Here is a 20,151-nt window from a genome sequence, read left to right on the forward strand (position 1 = left end):
GAGGCACTGTAAACGGTTTGTCTGTAAAATTTACACTAAATTTACAAAGTGATAAAAAGTTTACAATTCTTTAAAGAAACACCTGGATTTAATTGGTTTTCATGCATGGTATATGACTATTTTGTGAAGAAGTCACATTTATCACACTATTTATTGATAGTAAAAATAGGTGAAGGGAAACTACCCAACTGGGTATGCGGATTGGAATTTTATTTTGTTATGATGATGGTTCTTTGCATATTTTTTGATTAAAGTTAGAAAAATATGTAGGGAAACGGGGGAGGTTTGAAATGGATTTATTTAATGAAAGTAAAAAACGATTAAATTATTTTAAACTGTTTTCTTTTGAGATGCTCGCAACAATAAAAAAGAGCAATTCGCATATGAATTTGCTCTGCTTTTTTATGTTAAAAACTTTCGGTGCTTTGCATTTTAACAATTATGCAAAGTGTTTTTTCTTTATTTAGAATCGTCATTATGCTCCATAGTTATGACGACATTTCCCTTCTTATGTCCTTTTTCAACATATATGTGAGCTTCAATAATTTCCTCAAAAGTGTATTGCCTATCAATGACCACTTTTATTTTACCGTCCTCAACAAGTTCTTTAAGGAAATTTAATGCTTCGGAAGTTTCAGGTGCGTTTTGACTTAATATGAGTTTCACGCGACTTGTCAATTTAGTCCAGAACATTTGAGCACTTGGTAACGGTTCAACGATATTTATATAGGTACCATCTTCCTTTAACATTTTAATACACTCTGAAAAGGAGCTCCTGTTTACCGCTTCAAAGATAACATCATAAGTTTCGTCTGTAGTAGAAAAATTTTTTGTGGTGTAATCAATTACTTCGTCAGCTCCTAGAGATTTGACCAATTCTAAATTGGAGCTACTGCACACACCTGTAACTGTTGCGCCGAAATACTTGGAAATTTGTACTGCATAACTTCCGACACTTCCAGAAGCTCCGTAAATAAGAATGTTTTGACCGCTTTGAACGTTAGCTTTCCTAAGGAAAAATAAAGCTGTACGTGCTCCAATTGGGATGGCTGCGGCTTCTTCATAGGATATATTGGAGGGCTTCATGCACACTGCTCCACCTTCAGGTAGACAAATATACTCAGCATAAGAACCAAAATTTACTTGGGTAGCTGCAAAAACTTGGTCTCCTTTTTTAAATCGTGTGACGTCTTTTCCTACCGATTCAACTTCACCAGCCAATTCCATTCCGAGTATTTGTTTTTTCGGTTGCTTAAAGCCAAGTGCGATTCGAGCGGGTAGCCAAACAGAAGAGGGAACCGTAAAACTTCGTGAGCGAATATCTCCTGCTGTTACGGTTGTCGCTTTTATTTTTACTAGTATTTCATTGTCCTTAGGAGCAGGTTTTTCTATCTCTTTCAGTTGAAGAACGTCGGGGAGACCGTATTTTGTGTACACTATTGCTTTCATTAATATTTCCTCCAATTCGTTCTATATTAATATCATACGAACAACATGAATAAATAGAACAGCGGTTCACTCTTCAATACAATGCAAAAAGCAGTGTGATTTTTTTAGGAATCCACTGCTTTTTACAAATGTGTATACATGATTTTTTGGTCCAAGTACTTCGAAAAAGAACCAATTAGCATTACCCAACGGCTTTTTCTTTTGTTTTATCCCCCTGTTTTTGCTTCCGTAAGCTTGTGATGTAAATGAAAAGAAAAGCGATAAGTAATAGAGAGGAATATCGATATACAGTTGCATAGTTGGTAAAGTGTGCAATGAATCCAAAAATAATCGCTCCAGCACCAATTCCAAGATCAAATGCTGAGAAGAATGTTGCTGTTGCTACTCCTCTCCGATGCGGTGCTACTCGGTCAATCATCCATGCTTGTAGTGCCGGTTGAATTGCTCCGAAACCACTGCCGTAGCACGATGCGGCAATAATTAAACTCGGAATTGTAGTTGTATACGACAGCAAGATAATACCTGTAAACGTAATAATAACTCCTGGAATGATGACGAATGTATGGCCTTTCGTATCATATAATCTTCCAGAAAACGGGCGAGTTACAGCGATTGCAAGTGCGTTAAATAAAAAGAAGAGACTGATATCAGCAATCCCGACTTCCGTAGCAAATAATGTGATAAAGCTCCCAATTCCCCCGTACATTAATGTAATACATAATATTAATAATGAAGGAAGTAAAGCTTTACGCTCAATAAATCCATCGAGAAAGGTACCAGATGTTTGCTGTGGTGGTTGCGGCGATTTTTTGATTTGAAGTAGTTTCGTTAATATTAATGAAACTATTGTGCATGAAAGTGCACATAAAAAAAGAATCGTGAAGTTATATGCTTGCATAAGCCAAAGTCCGATAAGCGGACCGAGCGCCATGGCGATAGTTCCAGAAAGACCGAAATATCCCATGCCTTCACCGCGGCGAGCTTGCGGAATTAAATCTGAAACGACAGTTCCGTATGTAGTCGTTGTAATACCAAAACCAGCTCCGTGTAAAATTCGAACGGCAAGCAATAGGAAAACGGTTGAAGCGAAAAGATAACTGCCCATAGCGAGTAAACAAATAGCGGTACCGATCATTAAAATGATTTTTTTGTTGAATTTCTGCAAGGCATTTCCAGTTAGCGGCCTAATAAAAAGTGCTGCAACGGTAAACATGCCGACAACGAATCCGATATTTGAACTTGTGCCCCCAATTTCTTTCACATAAACAGGTAAAGTTGGAATTAACATTTGAAATCCTAAAAACATACATAAGTTTGCTAGAATTAGCGCAATAAACTCTTTTGTCCATAACGGTTCTCGTTTTACGAGTACTGCCTCTCCCATATATTCATCCCCTATATAAAAGTTTTCCCGCGTTAACGGGCAGTAAGACTCTCACCTCAAAATTTGGTTGGAGCAAAGAAGTTAGGTGGGAGCCCTGCTGTCCGTAAACGCCCGATTGGTGAAGGCTAATAATCAGTGGGGGATGAACAATACCCCCACTGATTAAAGTTTCACTTTATCTCTGTTCTTTCGAGTATATGTAGTGGTCAACGTAACAGTCAAGGAAGGTGCCTTGAAAACGTATAACAATTTTCAAGGCAAAAAAACTGACAAATTTGTGGAAAGACTACACAACTATGAAAAAAAGATGTAAAGTATAGATGTATAGACTAGTAGTTGTTATGAATGATAGAAATTGTTTTTTCTTTAAAGAAAGCGGATTCAAATTGTAGTGGAAGAGAAGGGGATACATACTTTTTCGCTACATATATTTGAAAGGGTTTACAATATGATGAAGAAAGAGGCGTGTACATATGAGACGATTAGGTATTTCTATTTATCCAGAACATTCGACAGTAGAGAAAGATAAAGAGTATGTAACATTAGCAAGTAAATACGGATTTACACGTGTATTCACATGTTTATTATCTGTAGATGGCGAAAAAGAGACAATTATAGAAGAGTTTAAAGAAACGATCTCTCATGCAAATGCATTAGGGTTCCAAGTATTAGTTGATATTAGTCCGTCTGTTTTTGAGCAACTAGGTATTTCTTATAATGATTTATCGTTTTTCCATGAACTAGGTGCTTACGGTATTCGTTTAGATGTTGGTTTCTCAGGATTAGAAGAATCGATTATGACGTACAATCCATACGGTTTAAAAATTGAGATTAATATGAGTAACGGTACGAAGTATGTAGATAACATTATGAGTCATAGACCAAATCGTGAAAATTTAATTGGCTGTCATAATTTCTATCCGCATCGTTATTCAGGATTATCATACGATCATTTTATTAAATGCTCGAAACAATTTAAAGATTACGGTATGAGAACAGCTGCTTTTATTTCATCATTCGATGCAACATATGGACCTTGGCCAGTAACAGAAGGGTTATGTACGTTAGAGCAGCATCGCGAATTACCGATGACAACACAGGCGAAGCATTTGTTTGCAACAGAATTAATTGATGATGTTATTATTGCGAATGCTTATGCTTCAGAAGAAGAATTACAAGCACTAGGTACGTTAAATAAAGAGAAACAAACATTTGATATAGAACTATATGATACAACAACAGATTTAGAAAGAATTATCGTATTAGAAGAACCTCATTTTTATCGCGGGGATGTATCTGAATATATGATTCGTTCTACACAAAGTCGTGTGAAATATAAAAAAGAAGAGTTTAAACCGCATAATACGCGTGAAATTAAGCGTGGCGATCTTTTAATTGATAATGAGCAATATGGCCAATATAAAGGTGAATTGCAAATTGCTTTAAAAGATATGGTGAATACAGGAAAAACAAATGTAGTTGGCCGAATTATAGAGGAAGAAATCTTCTTATTAGATTATTTACAAGCTTGGGATAAGTTTGGATTTACGCTAAAGAAATAATGAACGCGGGATAAAAGGGAAAAAACTACTGATTTCAGTGGCTTTTTCCCTTTTATATAAAGAGCGAGAGGAAGAGCTATGACAAAAGTGCATCAGCGATTAATTTCCATTTTAGAGGAGTTTTTAGAAGAGAAATCGATGTTAAATCGAGCTTTTTTAGCGAGCCGTTTACACGTATCAACGAAGACGATTCAAAAGGATATAAAATTATTAAATGATATATTGGAAGAACACGGAGCGAAAATTGAATCACAAAGAGGGAATGGGTACGAACTAGAAATTATACAAACTAAGAAGTTTGAAGATTTTTGCGTAAATGTATTTCAAAAACAGACAGAAAAGATTCCAACTTCTTATGAAGAAAGAGTAGCTTATATTTTACACCGTATTTTAACGACAGATGGGTATGTGAAGCTTTCACAGCTAGCGGAAGAGATTTATGTGAGTAAATCTACTGTAAACTTAATTATGAAAGATGTTACGGATATTTGTAGTCGCTATGAGTTACAAATTGAAAAAAGACCATATTATGGTATACGTATTGTAGGAGAAGAATTTAATATTCGTTCTTGTTTATCACAATATGGTTTGCCACGTTATGACCATACTCCGTTTCATGAGAACTATGAGCAGACGGACACATATTTATCGTTACCCCATATTTCTCTCATCCGCTCAGTTATACTAAAGTATATCGAGGGAGGAACGATATATTTATCAGATATAGAAATTGATAATTTATCAATTCATATTGCGATTGCTTTAAAGAGATGCAGGGATGATCATTACATTCAAGCACTACATGTAGAGGAATCTGAACTTATAATAAAGAAAGAATATAAAATTGCGAAACAGATTTTAGGGAATTTAGGGGAAGAGCTAAAACTTCAATTTCCAGAAGAAGAAATTTTATATGTGACGATGCATTTATTAAGTACTGCTGTTACAGCGAGAGATCGCTATGAAAATGTGGAAGAGCTATTAGGGAAAGACGTATATGCATTCATGCAGCATATTCTTTTCAAAGTAGCGGAAGAACGGAATCTTACTTTTTATTACGATGAAGAATTATTATTTGGTTTTGGTGTTCATTTAAAAACGTTATTAAATCGTTTGAGATATAAGTTAAATACGAGAAATCCTCTTTTGGCAGAAGTGAAAAAAAATTATCCATATGCTTTTGAAATTGCAGTTCTCGTTGGAGATATAATTGGTGAATATATGGGTGAATCCATTCCAGAGAGTGAGATTGGTTATATTGCCATTCACTTTGGTGGGGCGATGAGCCGCTTGCAGGAAAATAATCAAAAGAAAAGATGTTTATTAGTTTGTGCAACTGGTCAAGGGAGTGCACAACTACTGAAATATAAAATTCTATCACATTTCCGAGATAAACTAGAGATTGTAGGTATTACAGGGTACTATCAATTGAAAGTGGAAGATCTTTATAAAGATAAAATAGATTGTATTATTAGTACGATTCATATACCGAGTGGTTTGCCTGTTCCGGTTATAAAGGTAAACTCAATATTTGATGATAAAGAGATTAAATCAATTGGTAAGCAGTTATTTACACATGTGAATGATAGTATGCAGCAATATATTAAGGAAGATTTGATCTTCTTAAATCGTAGTGCTTCTACGAAAGAAGAGGTTATTCAGTTTTTATGTGAGAAAGCTGCTGAGAAAAACTATGTACCCGCAAACTTTTATGCTTCTGTTATGGAGAGAGAGAACACATCTCCTACAGCGGTTGGAAACTTAGTGGCAATTCCGCATCCGATGCAATTATTAAGCGATACGACATTTTTGATGTTTTGTACACTCGATAAGGCGATTGACTGGGGAGATAAAAAAGTACAAGTTATTATTTTATTTAGTGTGAAGCGCAATAATAATGAAGATTTACAAAAGCTTTATGATTTTTTATATGATATTATGTCTAATCAAACTATAATAGAAAAATTGCATCAGGCTCAAGCTGTTGATGATTTTCAAGAAATCTTACTATCATTATGAAAAAGTATATTAAAACTTCCGTTACATAACGGAAGTTTTTTATGTTTAATTGTATGCGTTTTCATAATAAGATGAAAATATAGAAAAAACATAGCTTGGAGGAATTTAAAATGACTGATATGCAAACTCCATTTGCGTTAATTTTACATGGTGGTAACGCGAGAAGCGCGGCACTTGAAGCAATTGCTTTTGCAAGACAAGGAGATTTTCAGAATGCGAGTGAAAAGATGGAACTTGCTAGTGAGGAAATATCATCCGCTCATCGTATTCAAACCGATTTAATTCAAGAGGAAGCAAGAGGCAATCATGCAGAAATAAGTTTATTATTAGTGCATGCACAAGATCATTTAATGAATGCCATTACAGTGAAAGAACTTGCTGAGGAATTTATTACTCTTCATAAACGAGTGGAAGAGAAAGTGACAGTATAATATGTACATTTTATTATGTTGTGCAGCAGGCATGTCAACGAGTATGGTTGTAAGAAAAATGCAAGAAGAGGCAAAGAAACAAGGGAAGGATTATAAAATTAAAGCAGTTGATTCGGAACTTGTGAAACTGGAAATAAAAAATGCTGATGTTGTTTTAATTGGACCACAGGTGAAGTATTTGTTTCCAGCGGTAGAGTTTCTTGCAAAGTCATACGATATACCAGTTGCAATTATAGAGCAGCGAGATTATGGTATGTGTGATGGTTTGAAAGTACTTAAGCAAGCTGAACAATTAGTTTTAGCGTAATTATATTTTTTTAAATATAAACATTATAATGTTATAACTTTTACTTTTGTCAGATTGAACATAGGGAGGGTTATCGATGAATGGTTTTATGAGTTTTATGGAACAGAAGATTATGCCAACAACGCAAAAGATTGCGGGGCAACGACATTTATTAGCAATTCGAAATGGAGTTATTTCTACATTACCGTTAACGATTGTCGGGTCATTTTTCGTTATCTTTTTAAACTTACCAATTGATGCATATATGGAGTGGATTGCACCGTTTCGTCATATTTTAGATATTCCATTCCGATTTACAGTAGGCTTAATGGCTTTATACGCAGCATTTGGGGTAGGGGCCTCACTCGCGAACTTTTATCAGCTCAATCAATTAAGTGCAGGATTATTATCTGTACTCGCCTTTTTACTAGCATCAGTTGAACCAATTCAAATAACAAAAGCTGTACCAGGTGTTATTGATGCAGGAAGATATATTTCAGTAGGGACATTAAGTGCTACGTCTTTATTTGGAGCTATTGTGACAGCATTAATTGCAGTAGAAATTTATCACTTTATGATTAAGCATAATATTTCGATTAAATTACCAGATAGTGTACCACCAGCAGTTGCAAACTCGTTTGCAGCATTAATTCCAACTTTAGTAGTTATTCTTTTATTCTGGGGTATTCGTTACGGTTTGAAATTTGATGTAAACACAACAATCACATATTTAATCGCACCATTAAAATCAGTATTAGTAGGAAATAATTTATTCGGCGGTTTATTAACAGTATTCTTAATCGTGTTCTTCTGGTCGTTCGGTATACATGGCCCAGCGATTTTAGGACCAATCATCCGTCCGATGTGGGATTCAGCAATTCTTGAAAATATGGAAGTATTCACGGCTACAGGAAATGCACATCAGTTACCAAACTTATTTACAGAGCAATTTATTCAATGGTTCGTATGGATTGGTGGATCAGGCTCAACGTTAGCTTTAGTAATTATGTTTATGTTCTCTAAATCTAAGTTCTTAAAAGAGTTAGGTAGATTATCATTCGTACCAGGTTTATTCAATATTAACGAGCCAATTATTTTCGGGGCACCAATTGTAATGAATCCAATCTTAATTATTCCGTTCGTTATTACACCGTTAGTTACAACGACGGTATCATATTTCGCAGTTGTTTCAGGTATGATTCCGCTCATGATGGCGAAGCTGCCATTTACGATGTTAGCGCCAATTGCAGCGATTATTAGTACGGACTGGACAATTATGGCTGGTGTACTTGTACTTGTTAACTTTGTTATCTCATTCGTTATTTACTATCCATTCTTCAAAATGTATGAGAAGCAACAATTAGCAGGAGAGGAGAAAACAGAATGCTCGGAGCAATTATCATCTTAATTACATTCGTGGCGGGGCAGTGTATTGCACATTATTCAAAGTGGGTACAAAGTAAATCGCTATTAGTTTTACTACTTGTGTCGATATTATTTATTGGATGTTCAATGGGGGCTTATGTGGCATTTAGTTTAGAATCACCGTACTTTATCATCGTACCAACGATTTTATGTGCAACATGTTTATCTGCAAAATATAGATTTACGAGCATGACATTAATACAACGTGTGAAGGAGATGCAAAAGCATGGAGCGTAAATTAGGAATTTCACTTTATCCAGAGCATTCAACGAAAGAACAAGATATGGCATACATTTCGACAGCGGCACGCCACGGTTTTTCAAGAATATTTACATGTCTATTATCTGTGAATCGTCCGAAAGAAGAAATTGTAGCTGAATTTAAAGAAATTATTGGGCATGCAAAAGAGTATAATATGGAAGTTATTTTAGATGTAGCTCCGGCTGTATTCGATCAACTTGGTATTAGTTATAGTGATCTATCATTCTTTGCAGAGTTAGGTGCAGATGGAATTCGTTTAGATGTAGGGTTTGACGGGTTAACAGAAGCGAAAATGACGAATAATCCATATGGCTTAAAAATTGAGCTGAATGTAAGTAATGATATTGCCTATTTAGAAAATATCCTTTCGCATCAAGCGAATAAATCAGCTTTAATTGGTTGTCACAATTTTTATCCGCAAAAATTTACTGGTCTTCCGTATGATTATTTCATTCGCTGTAGTGAACGCTTCAAAAAGCATGGTATTCGCAGTGCAGCCTTTATTACATCGCATGCAGCTGACATCGGTCCATGGGATATTAATGACGGATTATGTACGTTAGAACAACATCGTAACTTACCAATTGAAGTACAAGCGAAACATTTATGGGCAACAGGGCTTATTGATGATGTTATTATCGGAAATGCTTATGCGAGTGAAGAAGAGTTAGAGAAACTAGGAAACTTAAATCGTTACATGTTACAGCTAAAGGTACAATTTGTAGACGAAGCGACTGAAGTAGAGAAGAGAGCGACACTGCAAGAATTACACGTAAGACGCGGTGACATAACAGAGTATATGGTACGTTCTACAGAAGTACGTAAAAAGTACAAAGACTATGACTTCCCAGTGCGCGAAAGTGTACGACAGGAAAGAGGGCAAGTTGTAATTGGTAATAACCTATTTGGAAAGTATAAAGGTGAACTACAAATCATTCTGAAAGAAATGCCAATAGATGAACGGAAAAATATTGTCGGTACAATTGCAGAAGAAGAGTTATTCTTACTAGATTATGTAGGAGCTTGGACACAGTTTACTTGTGTGGAATAGGGAAGGTAAGAGAGGGTGCTATAGCATCCTCTTTTTTCTGTTGAAATAGTAGTCTATCGTATATAGAATTCAAAGGGATAGATTTAACTTGGACGGGGGAGAAGGAGAAAGAATGTAAGAATCATAAAAAAAGAGTCAGTCTCAAGGTTGAGACTGACTCTTTTTTATATAGTAATTAGTTTAAAATTTTCACTGTAACTGTTTTACGTCCCCAGTTACTTGATGTACCTTTATCTGGCATTAAAACATCGATTTTATTTCCTTTAATAGCTCCACCAGTATCACCAGCGATTGCTACTCCGTAACCTTCAACCCATACTTTTGAACCTAATGGAATGACACTTGGATCAACTGCAATTAGTTTCATGTTTGGATTAGCTGTTAAGTTATGACCCATAGCTGATTTTACTTGGTCTCCTGCTTTGTAACCATTTTCAAGTGGATCCGCTGTGTAAGCTGTTGCTTGAACTCTTAATTCACGAGAAGAAGATGGTGCACTTGTTTCAGTTTCTTTTGCAACAGGTTGTTGTGTAGCTGGTTTTTGAGCTTTAGCCGCTTCACGAGCTTTAGCTGCCTCTTGAGCCTTAGCTGCTTCACGAGCTTCAGCTGCTTCTTGAGCCTTAGCTTCTGCTTGAGCTTTAGCCGCTTCACGAGCCTTAGCTGCTTCTTGAGCTTTAGCTTCTGCTTGAGCTTCAGCTTCTGCCTGAGCTTTAGCTGCTTCACGAGCTTTAGCTGCTTCTTGAGCCTTAGCTTCTGCTTGAGCTTTAGCTGCTTCAGTTGCTTCTTGAGCTTTAGCTGCTTCACGAGCTTTAGCCGCTTCTTGAGCCTTAGCTTCTGCTTGAGTTTCAGCTGCTTCACGAGCTTTAGTTGCTTCTTGAGCCTTAGCTTTTGCTTGAGTTTCAGCTACTTCACGAGCTTTAGTTGCTTCTTGAGCCTTAGCTTTTGCTTGAGTTTCAGCTACTTCCCCGGCTTTAACTGCTTCACGAACTTTAGCTGTATCTTGAACGTTAGTTACTTTTTCAGCTTTAACTACTGGCTGAACTTTAACTGGTGCTTTTCCTGTTAAGTAAGGAATGTGTACATAAGCTGTTTGGCCGTTATATTCAAATTGGATCCAATCATTTTGTACTTGGTGTGTTGTTTCGATTACATCATCTTTTTTCAATTTACCAAGAATCGCTGAATCTGTATTTGCTCCAGCACGTACGTTTAATACGTTTGCTGTTACGTAGTAAGTATCTTTTGTGTAGTCAGCGCTTATGAAAGCCTCTTTACCACTATTTAATTTAACTTTTGACCATCCGTTTTCTGTATGTAAAACGTTAACTTTATATCCATCTAATAACTTTCCGACAACTTGTGATTCAGTAGTTGGGTTTTCTCGTACATTTAGTACATCAGTCGTTACGATTGTTTCTGCTTTAGCAGATGTTGTGAAAATCCCAAGACCAAAAACCGCTGCTGTTGCTATACCCATAAATTTTTTCATAATAGCCTCCATTGCATTTGTTTTCGTTGACCTCATTATAGCAACCATTATTTTCTTATTTGCGGAAAACACAAAACTACAAAGCATTCGTAACGAGGCATTAATATTCTGTAATAATTCCATTAATGTCCTGATAGCGTTTTCTTTGCGTTTTTGAGGGGATTAGAACATACGATTCATAAAATCAACACTTTTTTAATTACTAATAGATTAATGATGTATCAGTTGTGTTACTAGAATGTTTCTGTAACGTTACAAAAAAGGGGTATTTAACTATTTGAATCGCAATGTAGTTATGAAAATATAATCTTCTTGTGTGTGAAGTCGTATATATAGGGGGGATTTTAATGAAATAGAGATATAATTGTTACAAAATAAGTTGTAGTATGGAAAAAATTACGCCTTGAATTTGTTCTTTTACATATTATTTTTGCAATAATAGGATTGCTTGATAGCTTTCGTGAGAAATGAAAGTTTAAATGATAAAAAGATAATCGCAACATGAAACATATATAATAGAAGAAACATGAATTAAAGGGATGATATCGTTATGAATTGGTTCGTGAGTTGCAGTAGAATTATCCCGCTATTTGTGGGCAGTAAAACCCTCACCTCAAAATTCGGCTGAAGCAAAGAAGTTAGGTGGGAGATTAACTGCCCGTAAAAGCCCGATTGGTGAAGGCTAATAATCAGTGGGGGATGAACAAAACCCCCACTGATTATAGTTTCACTTTATATAATAGAAGTTAGAGGTTCTTATTTTTGTTAAAACATCGATGAAATTACATTTGCCTTCAACAAAATAAAAAACGTAGGAGTGTAAACTCCTACGTTTTTTTATTTACTCATATCGTAAACATTCAATTGGATCAAGTTTAGCAGCTTTGTTTGCTGGTAGTAAACCGAATGCAATACCGATTAGCATTGAGATACCTACTGAAAGAAGTCCAAGTTCTTTTGAGATAACGAGTGGCCATCCGGCAAAGATTGAGACGATCCAAGCGAAGAAAATACCAAGCATGAATCCGATGAAACCACCGAGTCCTGTTAAAATACAAGATTCAATTAAGAATTGTGTTAATACTTTACCGCGCGTTGCACCAAGTGCTTTACGAATACCGATCTCACGTGTACGTTCTGTTACAGATACAAGCATGATGTTCATTACACCGATACCACCAACAAGTAAGGAGATAGCGGCAATGCCACCGAATACCATTTTCATCATACCGATGGATTCGTCTAATTGCTTCGTAAATTCACCTAAGTCCTGTGCTTCGAATTTGTGCTCGAATTTAGGAGCTTTCATGTCGTTTAAAACAGAAACAGCTTGTTTTTCTACACTTTTACGTTCTGTTGGAGAGGTCATTGTTAATTTTACAGAGTCATACTCATTTACTCCTGAAATGACAGGCGCGTTTTCAAGAGATGTATAACCTTCAGGCATAGCCATTCCAAATTCGTTTTTCGTTTCGTATACACCGACTATTTTATACGGCTTTCCTTTTACATCTGTGTATAAATTTGATTCCCAACCACTAAATAATTTGTTGAAAGCTTCTTCATTTAATATAACAGCAGGGATTGCTTGGTTTAATTCGCTGTCGTTTAATTCACGACCGTGAACTAATTTTATTTTCGAATCTGTCATAAAGGCGCCTGTTCCACCTTTTAAATCAAGAGAGACATCTTTTGAACCAGAAGATGCTTTTACTTTCATACTTACATCTGGATAAACATCTTTAACGCCTGGTACAGTTTGAAGACGTTTTAGCATATCAGGTGTGATTTTGGCACTATCAGTTCCATAATCAGGGTTGTTGTAGTAAATCGTTACTTCAGTATCTTTTCCTTGGCCTAACTCTTTTTTAAACTTTGCATTTGTACCATCACCCATTGAAATGATAGTAATAATGGCGCTAATACCGATAATAATACCTAGCATTGTTAATATAGAACGCATTTTATGAGCAAAGATAGAGGAAAGGGCCATGCGTATATTTTCACTCGTGTTCAAAATTAACCTCTCCAATCTTGGACGATATTTCCGTCACGAATTACAATTTGACGTGCTGCCGCTTCCCCAATTTCACGATCGTGGGTAATCATAATGATTGTTGAGCCTTGTTTGTTTAATTCGTAAAAGAGATCCATAATTTGTGTACTTGTTTTCGTATCAAGTGCACCCGTCGGTTCATCTGCTAAGAGAAATTTCGGGTTATTTACGATTGCACGTGCGACTGCGACACGCTGCTTTTGTCCACCTGACAATTCATTTGGTAAGTGAGTAGCACGATCAGCTAAACTGACTTTTGTTAAAGCTGCTAATGAGCGCTCACGTCTTTCTTTTTTATCGACTCCAGCGTAAATAAGAGGTAGTTCTACATTTTGAAGTGCTGTAAGTCTCGGTAATAACATAAAGTTTTGGAATATGAATCCGATCTCTTTATTACGAACATGTGCAAGTTCTGTTTCAGACATGTTTGAAATGTTTTGACCAGCTAGTTCGTACGCACCTGTCGTTGGTTTATCTAAGCAACCTATAATGTTCATTAATGTTGATTTACCAGAACCAGATGGTCCCATAATAGAAGTGAATTCTCCTTGGTTTAGTGTTACATCAATTCCGTGTAATATTTGAACGGACTCTGCACCATTTTGGAAAGATTTCGTGATGCCTTTTAAGTTAATCATTGAGTGACAACCTCCATACCGTCTTTTAAGTCTTTTTCAGGTTTAGAGATAATTTCCTCTCCTTTTTTCACTCCAGAAACTTTTGCTTCGCTATCTGTCTCGAATTCAACAGTAACTGCTTGTTCTTTCGCTTTACCGTCTTTTACAACGAAGACAACATTTTTGTCACCTTTTTTCACAATGCTGCTTTTCGGAACAATCGTACCAGTTGCTTCGCCAGATTTACTTGTTACGTAAACATGGAAGCCGTTTTGTAATTCTTCACTATTATCTAATGTGACAGTGAATTGATAATTAGAAACAGTTTTATTTTCGTCCATGCTCTTTAATGGTGTAGAACCGATTTCTGTTACTTTTCCTGTCCAAGTCTTACCAGCGACAGTTTTTGATGAAACAGTTACTTCTTGCCCAACTTTCATACTAGCAAGTTCATATTCAGAAAGTTGACCTTTTACTTTAAATTGACCAGCGTGACGAAGTGTAATGCCACTCATACCTGTTTTTTCATCAGCAGTTTTTACGATATCATCAATTACACCGTCGGTTGGACTCGTTACAGAAAGTGTGTTTACTTTCTCTTTTGCTACTTTAATCATTTCATCAGCTTTTTCTACTTCAAACTTTTTCATTTCAAGTTGTGATTCTAATTGCCCAACTTCAATTTCTGATGCTTTTAATGCTTCAGCGGGAAGGCCTGCATTTTTATCTTTTTGTAATTTTTGTTTCGCTGCATCAATTTGTTTTTGATATAATGTCACTTCTTTTTGTGCAATTTTCTTTTGCATTTCTGCTTCTGTTACACCTTGTTTAGCAGTAGGGTCATTATATTTAAATAGAAGCTGCCCTTTTTTCACTTCGTCACCTTTTTTAACAGCTAATTCATACGTACCTTTTGTTGGATCAAATGAAATTGTTTCGATGCCGTTTGGAATGACTTCACCGCCAAATTTTTGCGCGTTTTCAATTTGTTTTTCTGTTACTTTATATCCGCTATATGCCATTGCTACTTCTGAACTACCGCCAGCTAAAGCAAAATATGATCCAGCTGCAATTCCGATCGCTACTACACTAGTAATTAACACTTTATTTTTCTTCTTCATCTATTTATCACCTTTTCGTTCGTTTTAGTATCTACATTAAGTATAAAAGAGGTGAAGAATCTGACAAATCGTTTTAGCTTACAATAACCTTACAGTTTTGTAAGGTATGAATATCTAAATGTAAGGTAGAGGTTGTCCTAGCTAGTTTAAGCAAATGAATTGACTCGTTGTTTCTTTCTAACAATAATATTGTATGAAGGAGAGGAGGAAGGAAGATGGAAGCTTATTTTAGTGCGCATCCATTAAAACCATTTATTCCGTACTCGAGGCAACATGTCATTATATTATTTATTATGTTGGTGGGGATATTTTTTCTGTATCAATACCAAGATTTATTGCGTCAAAGTGAGTGGAATATAACGGTTCGATATGCAATTGCATTTCTATTTATAGGGAGTGAGATTGGACTTCATATGTGGGAATGGAAAGCTGGGATTTTTGAGCTAGGCACTTCATTACCATTTGAGTTATGTACGATTAGTTTATTGTTAGCATCGATTATGATTGTAACGAAAAGCTATCGAATATATGAGATTGTGTTTTTTACAGGGATTATCGGTGCATCGCAAGCTATTTTAACACCGAACGTGCAATATGCTTTTCCGCATTTTCGCTTTATAGAATTCTTTATCGCACATATATTGCTCATTTGGGCACCACTCTTTATGACATGGGTGGAAGGATATCGTCCGACATTACAATCTATTAAGCGTACGATGGTATTTTTAAATATATTGATTCCAATTGTTTCGTTTGTGAATTACAAAACAGGCGGTAATTATATGTTTTTAGCTCGTAAGCCAGAAACTGCTTCATTACTCGATATGTTAGGGCCGCATCCTTACTATATCATTTCATTAGAAATAGCTGCGCTTATGGGATGTTTTATTTTGTATATGCCGTTTGTGAAAAGAGAAGGGCATGCGCATAAAGAATCACTAGGATCATAACCTAGTGATTTTTTATCTTATAAATATTTACAATTCAGAAAATTAAGAATAAAATTAGAGGGTAAATTACATATAGAGAGAAGGGAAAACGTGGTCAAAAAAGTTTTTTTGAATGGGATGGAAGTGACGATTCAATTTATTATTTCGATTTTGGGTATTATTTGTTTAGGGGCACTGCCGAAGTTGTTTTATGGATTTGAGCTGCATGTATCAGAGTACATAAAGAGTTTAAAAGAAGTATTTGCGAACTTAATGGATTTCTCCAATTTGCAATATGTGAGAGATAAATTTTTATTCCCACAGTTGTTTGTCCATTATAAAGAAACGATTGTTATTTTTTTGGCCGCTTTTTTCATTTCATTATTTGTAGCATTTTGTATCGTTTATATGATTATGAGTAGTTCACCGCGTATACAACATCGAATTAAATCATTTCTCATCTTCCTAGAATCCATTCCAGACATTCTTCTTATTTTAGTATCACAAATTTTAGTTATATGGTTTTTTAAACAAACAGGTTTTTTACCTTTTCAAATTGCGTCAATTGGAGGCGAGTCGATTAGAGGATTGCCAATATTTTGTTTGAGTATACCGACTACGATTATGTTTGTAAAAATGTTAGTGCTTCGTTTTGAAAATGAGCTAGAAAAAGATTATGTACTATTTGCTAAGGCGAAAGGGCTGGATCGCTTTCATATTTTAAATCGTCATATTTTACGAAATGTGTTGCTTAGTACACTTTTCTTTGCGAAAACGAATGTTTTTTTTATGTTATCTAATTTATATATTATAGAATGGATTTTTAATACGGGTGGTATTTTTATGTTTTTGAAATCTTATGAAGGTATTAGGGTTGAGGTTTTCATCGTTAGTGTGCTGCTTATTTATATTCCGATTTTTATTTTATTCAAATTGTTTCATTATCTCATTCCAGCTGCGATGAAGGAGAGATTATAATATGTGGACGTATATAAAACGTGATAAAAGATTTTGGATGAGCATTGGATTTCTTCTCATATTAGTTCTTTTGAGCATCGGAAATACGATATGGAATGGTGGGCACATTAGACAAGTTACACTGCAATATGATGCGGATGGAAATCCAGAAGTACCACCGTTTTCACCTTCATTACAATTTTTACTCGGGACAGACCGGAAAGGATATGACCTTTTACATTTAGTCATTGAAGGCGCGAAGTGGACGATTGGGATATCTATTTTAATTGCGGCACTTAGAATGGTAATAGGTGTATTTTTTGGTGTTGTACTCGGAACGTACATAAAAAGAGGGTTTTCAAAAATCGAGGCTTTTTTTGATAGTTTTACAGTTATTCCGACAGTTATGATTGCGTATTTCTTTCTTCACTCTGTGAATACCTTTGGAAGTGGAGAGGAAACAACAACCTTTTTTGAAAGAGCTTCATTTCAAGTGGTATTACTTGTAATGCTTGCGATGCCGGTTATTGCACTGTATGTTGCGAAGGAAGTTCGTAAATTACAAACGGAAGAATTTATTGATGCCGCGCGCATATTAGGCGGATCGAGAAGACGTATTGTTATAAAACATCTTTTTCCGCATCTCTATATGACGTTTATACTCGTATTTCTTCAACAGTTTACGCAGACTCTTACTATTTTACTGCACTTAGGGTTACTGGAAGTATTCTTTGGTGGAACAGTTAACTTTATGGGGCCGGTGGAAGAAGTGGAATCTTATACGCATGAATGGTCAGGTTTAATTGGAGTATACTTTAGGTCATTAACAGTGCATCCATGGATTCCTCTCGTCCCAATTACATTTTTCGGGCTTACTATTTTTTCAGGAAATATGATTGTGAAAAGTATAGAAGAGGCGATGTTGAAAGTAAGATTAGGAGGAGAGAGAAAGAGGAAAGATGTAGAAGAGGAACAGCCTGCTGTGCAGTCAAAAGAAGAGTTATTTACTTTTAAACATACGATGTGAAGAGCCTAGGAAACTAGGTTCTTTTATTTTGTTATATTACAATATTGTAAGAGAGGTGTAATGAAAATCGATAGGGAGGAATTTTTTTTCGTATACACTGCATGTATAGAGACATGCGAGAGCGGATGGAGGTATACGATGGATTTTTTAGAAGTATCAAAGCGTAGTATAAAACGAAATATGAAAGATTATTTTCTATACTTTATTTCATTAGTAGGCAGCATTATTATTTATTTTACATTCGTATCGATTAAACGAAATGAAAGTGTAGTAGCTCTTTTAAAAGAGTCAGATAAGGTGGAAACGACATTTACGTTTGCACAAATATTATTGATTATCTTTTTGACGATATTTATTTTTTATTGTAATAGCTTCTTTTTACGAAAGAAGAAGAAAGAAATTGCATTGTATAGTTTATTAGGAATTCGTAAAGAAGAAATTGCAAAGTTACTCTTTTATGAAACATTACTAGTTGGTGCTGCGGCAAGTGTATTAGGTATTATTTCTGGTTTATTTATAGCGAATATATGTGCAGGGCTTCTTGTGAAGTTAATGGGAAGTGCGTTTACGTTCACATTTACGATTTCATTTTTATCTATAGTAGAAGTCCTTATAACGATAGGTGCGATTTTCTTTATTGCATCATGGAAAAGTAAAAAGTTAATTTATGAGCATCGTTTAGTTGAATTACTATATGGTGAAAATCAGAAGGAAGAGGCACCTACGTATTCAAGTAAGAAGGCAAAACGAGCGATTGTTTTATTAATTACAGGTTATAATAATTGCGTTACTCACACAAGTTTTTGGGTTTGGAGCAATTTTTATTACAGGTCTACTTATTTTTGGGTGTATTGTAAAAGGTACGTTTTTACTATTTGAGCAATATACAGTGAAATCACTCCATAAAATAAAGGGAGATAAAACGAAATATTGGAATGGAACGAACATTTTATCGATTTCTTCACTGTTCTTTAGAATAAAAGGGAACGTAAAGATGCTTGCGTTATTATCTTTATTAAGTGCAGTGACGTTATGTACAATTGGGATTAGTTCTAGTATGTATTATGGGGCTCAGAAAACGGCGACATTAATGAATCCAGTTAGTTATGAGTATGTAACAACTGGAAAGGAATTAGATAAGAAAGTTAGAGAAGAAATTCAAAAACATGAGTTAGGAATAAAAAATGAAACGTCCGTAGCTTTACTTTCTATGCAAGGGAAGATAGATGGAGAACAAATATTAACTGGGTATTTAATAGGTAATGGTAATGTACAAGTTATAAAAGAGTCGGATTTTAATAAATCAGCTTCTATGTTAGGGAATAAAAAAGCTGTGCTTCATTCGGAAAAGGAAGCAATTTTATTAGATCCGTATAAATCATATAACATTGAAAAGAATTCGCTTGAAGGAAACAACGTGTCCTTTGAAGGGATGAAGAATGGTATAACAATTGTTGAGCATCGTGAGGAAACAATTGTTAGTGCGAAACTTGCGCCAGTTGGACTTGTTGTTCAAGACTCGTTATTTAATAAGTTGCAGCAAGGAAATGCTGTTTCAAAGGTAAGTGGATTTATCGTTGAAGGAAACGGTAGTAGAGAGCTAACGAAAGAGCTAGAGACTATTCTTTTTAAGGAAGCGAAATTCCAATCATTTGAACAGGCGAGTCAAGCTGAGTTGCAAGATGGTGCAGTGTTGTTATTTGCAAGTGTATTTTTAGGGATTGTTTTTATTCTTGCTACTGGCTGTATTTTATACTTTAAACAAATAACAGAAGCGCTGGCAGAGCGACCAGCATATGGAATGTTAAAGAAAATCGGACTAACGAAAAGAGAAGCAACAGAGTCTGTAAGAAAACAAGTAGGAGCGATTTTCGTAGTACCATTACTGCTTGCGATTTGTCATACATTCTTTGCATTTTTAAGTTTGATGGGCTTTACAGGGATGTTTGAATATAGTCTTCCTTTACTAGGTAGTATAGGAGTGTATATCATGATTTACTTAGGCTACTATATGTTAACTGTTCGCTCATATACAAATACTGTATTCAGCGATAGAAAATAAAAAGAAGCAAGCATGGATTTCATGC

At 35.4% G+C, this 20,151-nt stretch carries 16 protein-coding genes and 1 pseudogene; 11 read left to right on the top strand and 6 right to left on the bottom strand.

Features of this window, described 5'->3' with window-relative positions:
• Positions 1-459: 459 nt before the first annotated feature.
• Both JFU54_RS20210 and JFU54_RS20215 read right to left on the bottom strand, forming a co-directional pair.
• A complete protein-coding gene (locus JFU54_RS20210) occupies positions 460-1,449 on the bottom strand; it encodes an NAD(P)-dependent alcohol dehydrogenase (protein ID WP_201066041.1) in 990 nt (329 codons plus the stop codon).
• A 181-nt stretch (positions 1,450-1,630) separates the two neighbouring features.
• Entirely contained in the window at positions 1,631-2,833 is a 1,203-nt protein-coding gene (locus JFU54_RS20215; RefSeq protein WP_201066043.1) for an MFS transporter, read from the bottom strand.
• 473 nt (positions 2,834-3,306) lie between these two features.
• Here JFU54_RS20215 and JFU54_RS20220 point away from each other — a divergent pair, with 473 nt between their 5' ends.
• The 7 genes from JFU54_RS20220 (at position 3,307) to JFU54_RS20250 (ending at position 9,868) form a co-directional block, all read left to right on the top strand.
• Positions 3,307-4,395, top strand: a complete 1,089-nt coding sequence (locus JFU54_RS20220; RefSeq protein ID WP_201066045.1) for a DUF871 domain-containing protein — start codon at positions 3,307-3,309, stop codon at positions 4,393-4,395.
• Positions 4,396-4,473: 78 nt separating this feature from the next.
• Complete coding sequence (locus JFU54_RS20225; protein ID WP_201066047.1) at positions 4,474-6,414, top strand: BglG family transcription antiterminator; 1,941 nt, start codon at positions 4,474-4,476, stop codon at positions 6,412-6,414.
• Between the two features lie 110 nt (positions 6,415-6,524).
• Entirely contained in the window at positions 6,525-6,845 is a 321-nt protein-coding gene (locus JFU54_RS20230; protein WP_002125414.1) for a PTS lactose/cellobiose transporter subunit IIA, read from the top strand.
• A 1-nt stretch (position 6,846) separates the two neighbouring features.
• A complete protein-coding gene (locus JFU54_RS20235) occupies positions 6,847-7,152 on the top strand; it encodes a PTS sugar transporter subunit IIB (RefSeq protein ID WP_002087440.1) in 306 nt (101 codons plus the stop codon).
• 76 nt (positions 7,153-7,228) lie between these two features.
• Complete coding sequence (locus JFU54_RS20240) at positions 7,229-8,539, top strand: PTS sugar transporter subunit IIC (protein ID WP_001013048.1); 1,311 nt, start codon at positions 7,229-7,231, stop codon at positions 8,537-8,539.
• A complete protein-coding gene (locus JFU54_RS20245; protein ID WP_201066049.1) occupies positions 8,515-8,793 on the top strand; it encodes a hypothetical protein in 279 nt (92 codons plus the stop codon). The genes JFU54_RS20240 and JFU54_RS20245 overlap by 25 nt, the downstream gene beginning before the upstream one ends.
• Positions 8,783-9,868: a DUF871 domain-containing protein gene (locus tag JFU54_RS20250; protein ID WP_063226073.1), complete on the top strand. Its 1,086-nt coding sequence runs from the start codon at positions 8,783-8,785 to the stop codon at positions 9,866-9,868. Before JFU54_RS20245 ends, JFU54_RS20250 begins: the two co-directional genes overlap by 11 nt.
• A 175-nt stretch (positions 9,869-10,043) precedes the next feature.
• Here the strand turns inward: JFU54_RS20250 and entC are convergent, their stop codons facing one another.
• From entC to JFU54_RS20270, 4 genes are all read right to left on the bottom strand, one after another.
• Entirely contained in the window at positions 10,044-11,480 is a 1,437-nt protein-coding gene (entC, locus tag JFU54_RS20255; RefSeq protein ID WP_201066051.1) for a cell wall-binding protein EntC, read from the bottom strand.
• Between the two features lie 718 nt (positions 11,481-12,198).
• Positions 12,199-13,350 carry an ABC transporter permease gene (locus JFU54_RS20260; protein ID WP_002029935.1) on the bottom strand — a complete coding sequence of 384 codons (1,152 nt, stop codon included), beginning with the start codon at positions 13,348-13,350 and terminating at the stop codon, positions 12,199-12,201.
• 26 nt (positions 13,351-13,376) lie between these two features.
• Complete coding sequence (locus JFU54_RS20265) at positions 13,377-14,051, bottom strand: ABC transporter ATP-binding protein (RefSeq protein WP_002087431.1); 675 nt, start codon at positions 14,049-14,051, stop codon at positions 13,377-13,379.
• Positions 14,048-15,151 (bottom strand): efflux RND transporter periplasmic adaptor subunit, encoded by a 1,104-nt coding sequence (locus JFU54_RS20270; RefSeq protein ID WP_201066053.1) that lies wholly within the window; start codon positions 15,149-15,151, stop codon positions 14,048-14,050. The genes JFU54_RS20265 and JFU54_RS20270 overlap by 4 nt, the downstream gene beginning before the upstream one ends.
• A gap of 215 nt (positions 15,152-15,366) precedes the next feature.
• Here JFU54_RS20270 and JFU54_RS20275 point away from each other — a divergent pair, with 215 nt between their 5' ends.
• The 4 genes and pseudogenes from JFU54_RS20275 to JFU54_RS20290 all read left to right on the top strand — a co-directional run bounded on the left by JFU54_RS20275 (position 15,367) and on the right by JFU54_RS20290 (position 20,126).
• Positions 15,367-16,101, top strand: a complete 735-nt coding sequence (locus JFU54_RS20275; RefSeq protein WP_002125428.1) for a YwaF family protein — start codon at positions 15,367-15,369, stop codon at positions 16,099-16,101.
• 90 nt (positions 16,102-16,191) lie between these two features.
• Entirely contained in the window at positions 16,192-17,058 is an 867-nt protein-coding gene (locus JFU54_RS20280) for an ABC transporter permease subunit (RefSeq protein WP_201066055.1), read from the top strand.
• Between the two features lies 1 nt (position 17,059).
• The gene (locus tag JFU54_RS20285) at positions 17,060-18,064 is read left to right on the top strand and encodes an ABC transporter permease (protein WP_201066057.1); all 1,005 of its coding nucleotides are present in this window, start codon (positions 17,060-17,062) and stop codon (positions 18,062-18,064) included.
• 138 nt (positions 18,065-18,202) lie between these two features.
• A pseudogene (locus JFU54_RS20290) lies at positions 18,203-20,126 on the top strand (FtsX-like permease family protein).
• Positions 20,127-20,151: the final 25 nt, after the last annotated feature.

The organism is Bacillus sp. TH19 (assembly GCF_016651075.1).
In the GTDB taxonomy this organism is placed as follows: domain Bacteria; phylum Bacillota; class Bacilli; order Bacillales; family Bacillaceae_G; genus Bacillus_A; species Bacillus_A mycoides.

Bases quoted from the DNA above. Each gene is read 5' to 3' on its own strand.
- JFU54_RS20210 (WP_201066041.1), bottom strand. From the start codon at position 1,449: ATGAAAGCAATAGTGTACACAAAATACGGTCTCCCCGACGTTCTTCAA.
- JFU54_RS20215 (WP_201066043.1), bottom strand. From the start codon at position 2,833: ATGGGAGAGGCAGTACTCGTAAAACGAGAACCGTTATGGACAAAAGAG.
- JFU54_RS20220 (WP_201066045.1), top strand. From the start codon at position 3,307: ATGAGACGATTAGGTATTTCTATTTATCCAGAACATTCGACAGTAGAG.
- JFU54_RS20225 (WP_201066047.1), top strand. From the start codon at position 4,474: ATGACAAAAGTGCATCAGCGATTAATTTCCATTTTAGAGGAGTTTTTA.
- JFU54_RS20230 (WP_002125414.1), top strand. From the start codon at position 6,525: ATGACTGATATGCAAACTCCATTTGCGTTAATTTTACATGGTGGTAAC.
- JFU54_RS20235 (WP_002087440.1), top strand. From the start codon at position 6,847: ATGTACATTTTATTATGTTGTGCAGCAGGCATGTCAACGAGTATGGTT.
- JFU54_RS20240 (WP_001013048.1), top strand. From the start codon at position 7,229: ATGAATGGTTTTATGAGTTTTATGGAACAGAAGATTATGCCAACAACG.
- JFU54_RS20245 (WP_201066049.1), top strand. From the start codon at position 8,515: ATGCTCGGAGCAATTATCATCTTAATTACATTCGTGGCGGGGCAGTGT.
- JFU54_RS20250 (WP_063226073.1), top strand. From the start codon at position 8,783: ATGGAGCGTAAATTAGGAATTTCACTTTATCCAGAGCATTCAACGAAA.
- entC (WP_201066051.1), bottom strand. From the start codon at position 11,480: ATGGAATTATTACAGAATATTAATGCCTCGTTACGAATGCTTTGTAGT.
- JFU54_RS20260 (WP_002029935.1), bottom strand. From the start codon at position 13,350: ATGGCCCTTTCCTCTATCTTTGCTCATAAAATGCGTTCTATATTAACA.
- JFU54_RS20265 (WP_002087431.1), bottom strand. From the start codon at position 14,051: ATGATTAACTTAAAAGGCATCACGAAATCTTTCCAAAATGGTGCAGAG.
- JFU54_RS20270 (WP_201066053.1), bottom strand. From the start codon at position 15,151: ATGAAGAAGAAAAATAAAGTGTTAATTACTAGTGTAGTAGCGATCGGA.
- JFU54_RS20275 (WP_002125428.1), top strand. From the start codon at position 15,367: ATGGAAGCTTATTTTAGTGCGCATCCATTAAAACCATTTATTCCGTAC.
- JFU54_RS20285 (WP_201066057.1), top strand. From the start codon at position 17,060: ATGTGGACGTATATAAAACGTGATAAAAGATTTTGGATGAGCATTGGA.